The sequence below is a fragment of the Verrucosispora sp. SN26_14.1 genome (assembly GCF_004307965.1).
GTDB lineage: Bacteria > Actinomycetota > Actinomycetes > Mycobacteriales > Micromonosporaceae > Micromonospora.
This window is the reverse complement of the sequence record NZ_SISL01000423.1, coordinates 1-5,145: the sequence shown is the minus strand read 5'-3', so window position 1 is coordinate 5,145 and position 5,145 is coordinate 1. Positions and strand designations below refer to the sequence as shown.

Annotated in this window: 3 protein-coding genes and 1 pseudogene; 1 reads left to right on the top strand and 3 read right to left on the bottom strand. The window is 70.6% G+C overall.

Annotated elements, in window-relative coordinates:
* A pseudogene (locus EYA84_RS25995) lies at positions 1-808 on the bottom strand (right-handed parallel beta-helix repeat-containing protein); the annotation flags it as partial.
* A gap of 363 nt (positions 809-1,171) precedes the next feature.
* The gene (locus tag EYA84_RS25990) at positions 1,172-2,653 is read right to left on the bottom strand and encodes an aminopeptidase P family protein (RefSeq protein WP_131056238.1); all 1,482 of its coding nucleotides are present in this window, start codon (positions 2,651-2,653) and stop codon (positions 1,172-1,174) included.
* Between the two features lie 112 nt (positions 2,654-2,765).
* On the opposite strand from EYA84_RS25990, the gene asnB reads away from it, so the two are divergent.
* Complete coding sequence (asnB, locus tag EYA84_RS25985; RefSeq protein ID WP_131056236.1) at positions 2,766-4,727, top strand: asparagine synthase (glutamine-hydrolyzing); 1,962 nt, start codon at positions 2,766-2,768, stop codon at positions 4,725-4,727.
* A gap of 63 nt (positions 4,728-4,790) precedes the next feature.
* Here the strand turns inward: asnB and EYA84_RS25980 are convergent.
* The coding region (locus EYA84_RS25980; RefSeq protein ID WP_201272483.1) for a cellulose binding domain-containing protein at positions 4,791-5,145 on the bottom strand (355 nt) is incomplete at its 5' end.

The window sequence follows — 5,145 nt, the reverse complement described above, 5'->3', positions numbered from 1 at the left end:
CGCCCGGCGCGACGTCGACGAGTGTGGCGTCGCCACCGGCACCCCGGGCGGCCTCGGTGGCCGAGGCACCCGTGGCGGCGGGGACCTTCGCGGCGGCCTTGGCGGCCGGGGCCTTCGTCGGCGTGGCCGCCTTCGCGCCCGCCTTCGCGTTCGTGCCGGCTCCTGCCTTCGCCGGCTTCGCGGCGGCCTTCGCGGAGAGCTCGACCTTCGCCCTCGACGCCGCGATCGGGTCAGCCTGGGTCAGCCCACCCTTGACGACGACGTTCTTCAGGGTCAGGTGACCGCTGCGGCCCACGTTGAGAATCCGGAACGGCTCGGCGTTCGCCGCCCGGACGATCGTGGTGTCGCGCCCGGCGAGCGTGACCGCCTGGGTGATCACCGGCAACCCGTTGGGGCCGGTGCCGTCGCCCACGTCGGAGCGGGTCAGCTCGTAGGTGCACCCCTTGGCCAGCTCCAGCGTGCCGCCGCGGTTGTCGTTGGCGTGCTCGATGGCCTGGATCAGTTTGTCGCTGTCGCAGGGCACCTCGTGTCCCCGCTCCTTGTCGTCGCGACGCTGCTCGCCGGAGGACGCCTCGCGGCCCTTGTGCTCCGCGCCGGTCCGGGCGGCCTTGTCATCGCCCCGACCGGCCTCCTCGTCGCCCCGGCCGTTCTCGCCGGTGGTCGGGCCGGGAGCCTCCGATTTCGGCGCGGCCGCGGGTTGGGCGTCCGAGGCGTTGTTGCGGTCCCCGGACTTCTGGTCCCGAGCGGCCACGCCGCCCAGGGCGGCCAGTCCGACCACCCCGGTGAGGCCGGCGACTCCGGCAGCCACCCATATCTTGCGTCGTCGTCGACCTGGCGGGACCGGAGGCGGCCCACCGTACGAAGTCAACTCGTCATTGGACATCAGAGCCTTCCGCCCTTTCCTCCTACCAGACTGACCCGCACCCGTACGAAGCGGCGCGAGTAGCTACAAACAGCCTGTAGCTTCTGATGACCACCGTATGAGAAGCATCTTCGCGAGGATGACTAATACGAAAAAACCCCATAACTGCCTCAGTTCGGGCGTGCGGCTGCCAATCGGGGGGAGTGGCACCGAAAGCGCCGGACAACCCGGGACATGACGAAGGGCGGGCCCTCCGCAGCGGCGAGCGTCCGCCACTGGAAAGGCCCGCCCTTCGGCGGGTCGTACGGGTCAGCCCGGCAGGCGGGGGCCCGCCTCGCGCTGCTCGGCCAGCCAGGTCTCCACCTCGTCGGCCCGGCGCGGCAGGCCGGCCGACAGGTTCACCGCACCGGCCGAGGTGACCAGGATGTCGTCCTCGATCCGGATGCCGACACCCCGCAGCTCCTCCGGCACCAGCTCGTCCTCCGGCTGGAAGTACAGCCCCGGCTCGACGGTGAGCACATACCCCTCGCCCAGCTCCCCGTCCCGGTACTTCTCCTTGCGCGCGTGGGAGCAGTCGTGCACGTCGATGCCGAGCATGTGCCCGAAGCCGTGCAGCGTCCACCGCCGGTACACGGTCGACGACTCGTCCATCGCCTCGTCCACACTCACCGGCAGCAGCCCCAGCTCGGCCAACCCCTCGGCGAGCACCCGCATGCAGGTCAGGTGGACGTCCTTGAACTTCACGCCCGGCTTGATGACGTCGATGCCGGCCTGCTGAGAGGCGTACACGATGTCGTAGACCTGGCGCTGCAACGGGGTGAACCGGCCGTCGACCGGGAGTACCCGGGTCACGTCGGCGGTGTAGAGGTGGTGCCCCTCCACGCCCATGTCCATCAGCAGCAGCTCACCCGGACGGGTGACACCGTGGTTGTGCACCCAGTGCAGGATCGTGGCGTGCTCGCCGGAGCCGACGATCGAGCCGTACCCGACGTCGTTGCCGTCGTGCCGGGCGCGCAGCGCGAAGACGCCCTCCAGCAGCCGCTCCGAGACGCCCCGGTCGGCCGGCAGCACCCGGGCCACGTCCTCGAAGCCGCGTACCGTCGCGTCGATCGCGTCCTGGAGCTGGGCGATCTCCCACTCGTCCTTGACCAGCTTCAACTCCGCTACGGCGATCGCGAGCTCCCGGTCGCGGGCCGGCTGACCGTCGGCCCGCGACCCGTCGTACGGGCGCACGGCCGAGTCCACCGAGGCGTCGAACCCGCGCAGCACCCGGGTCCGCGCCGGGGCCAGGTCGCCCAGCGTCGCCTCCAGCTCCGTCAGGTCGGCGGTGGGGAGCCCCAGCTCGGTCGACTTCTCCGCCAGCGTGTGCCGGCGGCCCACCCACAGCTCACCGTGGCGGCTGCGGAAGAACTCGTCGGTCTCGCGTGAGGAGCGGGGACGCATGAACAGGGTGGCGTCGTGCCCGGAGCCGTCGGGCCGCAGCACCAGGACCCCGTCCGGGTCGTAGTCCCCGGTCAGGTACGCGAAGTCGCTGCCCGGACGGAACCGGTACTCGGTGTCGTTGGCGCGGACCTTCTCGCCGCCGGTGGGGATCACCAGCGTCTCGCCGGGGAAGGCCGCGGAGAGCGCCGCGCGACGCTTGGCGTAGTTCGGTACCTCCGGTCGGGGGCCGACCGGCAGCCCGGTGTCCCGCCACCCCTGCCGCATGAACGACAGGAACGCCGGTGGGAAGTCCGGGTCGTGCGACTCCGTGCCGTCGGCCGGCTTGCCGTCGGTGCGCTCCTCGGTCATTCCCCGCTCCCTTCGCCGCATCGCTGGTGCCGACGGTACCCCGAAACCCGTTCCGGTCCAGAGGCCGGCAGTGCCGCGCCGCCCGATCCGGACGCGTGGAAAGATGACGGCCATGTGCGGACTCCTGGCCTTTTTCAGTGCCCGCGGCGACGCCGCCGCCCACCGCGACAACATCGCCGCAGCGCTGGAATGCCTGCACCACCGTGGCCCGGACGAGACCGGCGTCGAGGTGGTCGGGGACGCCTCCGGCCGGTACGCGGACGGGGTGTTCGCCCACAAACGGCTCGCGATCATCGACGTGGCGCTCAGCCACGAGCCGCTGCCCTACGCCGACGGCCGTTACCTGCTCACCTTCAACGGCGAGATCTACAACTACATCGAGCTGCGCGAGGAGCTGATCCGCGACTACGGGGCCCGGTTCGCCACCAACGGTGACGGCGAGGTGATCGTCGCCGGCTACCACTACTGGGGCGAGCAGGTGCTCACCCGGTTGCGTGGCATGTTCGCCTTCGTCATCTGGGACCGGCAGGAGCGCCGGGCGTTCGGCGCCCGCGACTACTACGGCATCAAGCCGCTGCACTACCTGGAGACCGCCGACGGGCTCTACCTCGCCTCGGAGAAGAAGGCCCTGCTGCCGTTCGCGCAGTCCGCGTACGCCGGGGACGCCGGGGTGGACACCGCGAACCTGAGCCACTACCTGACCCTGCAGTACGTCCCCGAGCCGGGCACCCTGCACCGGGGGATCAGCCGGATCGGCTCGGGTGAGTACCTCACCTGGACCCCGGGTGGCCGGATCGACGTGCGGCGCTGGTACCGGCCGGTGTTCCGGCCCGGCCCGGTCGCCGACGAGCAGAAGCTCTACCACGAGATCCGTGAGACGCTGCGCGAGAGCGTCCGCATGCACATGCGTTCGGACGTGCCGGTCGGGTCGTTCCTGTCCAGCGGCATCGACTCCACCGCCGTGGTGGCGTTGGCCCGCGAGTTCAACCCGAACATCCTCACCTTCACCGTCGGCTACGACGTGCCCGGATACTCGGAGATCGACGTCGCCCAGGAGTCGGCCCGCCACCTCGACGTGACCACGATCCCGACGAAGATCGGGCCGCAGGACATGATCGACGCGCTGCCGAAGATCGTCTGGCACCTGGACGACCCGGTCGCCGACCCGGCGCTGGTGCCGCTCTACTTCGTCGCCAAGAAGGCCGCCGAGCACGTCACCGTGGTGCTCTCCGGCGAGGGCGCGGACGAGTTCTTCGGCGGGTACACGATCTATCGTGAGCCGCTGTCGCTCAGCGGCGTCAACGGGCTGCCCGGCGGGGTCCAGAAGGGTCTGCGGGCGGTCTCCAAGGCCATCCCGCAGGGCGTCAAGGGCAAGAGCTTCCTGGAGCGCGGCACCACCCCGATCGAGGAGCGCTACTACGGCAACGCGCGGATGTTCACCGAGGAGGAGAAGCAGCACCTGCTGCGTCGCTACGACCCCTCGGTGCGCTACACCGACGTGACCGCGCCGATCTACGCCGAGTGCGCCGAGCTGGACGACGTCACCAAGATGCAGTACGTCGACCTCTACACCTGGCTGCGCGGGGACATCCTGGTCAAGGCCGACCGGATCTCCATGGCGCACTCGCTGGAGGTGCGGGTGCCCTTCCTCGACCGGGACGTGTTCGAGGTCGCGGCGAAGATCCCGGTCGACCTCAAGCTGCCGCCCCGCTCGGACGCCACCAAGTACGCCATGCGCCAGGCGTTGCAGGGTGTGGTGCCGCCGGCCATCGTCAACCGCAAGAAGCTGGGCTTCCCGACCCCGACCCGGGTCTGGCTGCGCGGCGAGATGTACGAGTGGGCCCGGCACGTGTTGAGCACCTCCGGCGCCGGAGACCTGCTCGACCTGTCGTACGCGCTGCGTCTGCTCGACGAGCACAAGCGCGAGGAGGCCGACCACTCCCGCAAGGTGTGGACGGTCCTGATCTTCTGCGTCTGGCACGCCATCTTCGTGGCCAAGACGCTGGACCCGGGCATCCAGCGCAACCAGTCCGCGCTGCTCACCAAGCCCGTCGTCGGCTCCATGGTGCGCTGACCCCGGACACGAACGAGCCCCCCTGCGGACATCCGCAGGGGGGCCGTTTCGCGTTCGACCGCGTCAGCGGGCGGCGCAGGTGGCCGTCGGTAGCGAGGTGCTGCTACCGCTGGCCAGGAAGCCGAACGTCGTGCTGCCGTTGACGCCGAGACTTCCGTTGTAGGCGACGTTCGTCGCGGACACCGTCGACCCGGACGAGGTCTGGGTCGCGTTCCAGACCTGGCTGATCTGCTGGCCGCTCGGCCAGGTCCAGCTCGCGGTCCAGCCGTTGAGCGCCGCGGTGCCGTTGTTCCGAACCTCGACCTCGCCCTGGAAACCACCGGACCAGGTGCTGGTCACCCGCAGGGTGGCAGCGCAGCCACCGGTGCCGGGCGGCGGGGTGGTGGGCGGAGGCGTGGTGGGCGGAGGCGTGGTGGGC

Bases quoted from the DNA above. Each gene is read 5' to 3' on its own strand.
- EYA84_RS25990 (WP_131056238.1), bottom strand. From the start codon at position 2,653: ATGACCGAGGAGCGCACCGACGGCAAGCCGGCCGACGGCACGGAGTCG.
- asnB (WP_131056236.1), top strand. From the start codon at position 2,766: ATGTGCGGACTCCTGGCCTTTTTCAGTGCCCGCGGCGACGCCGCCGCC.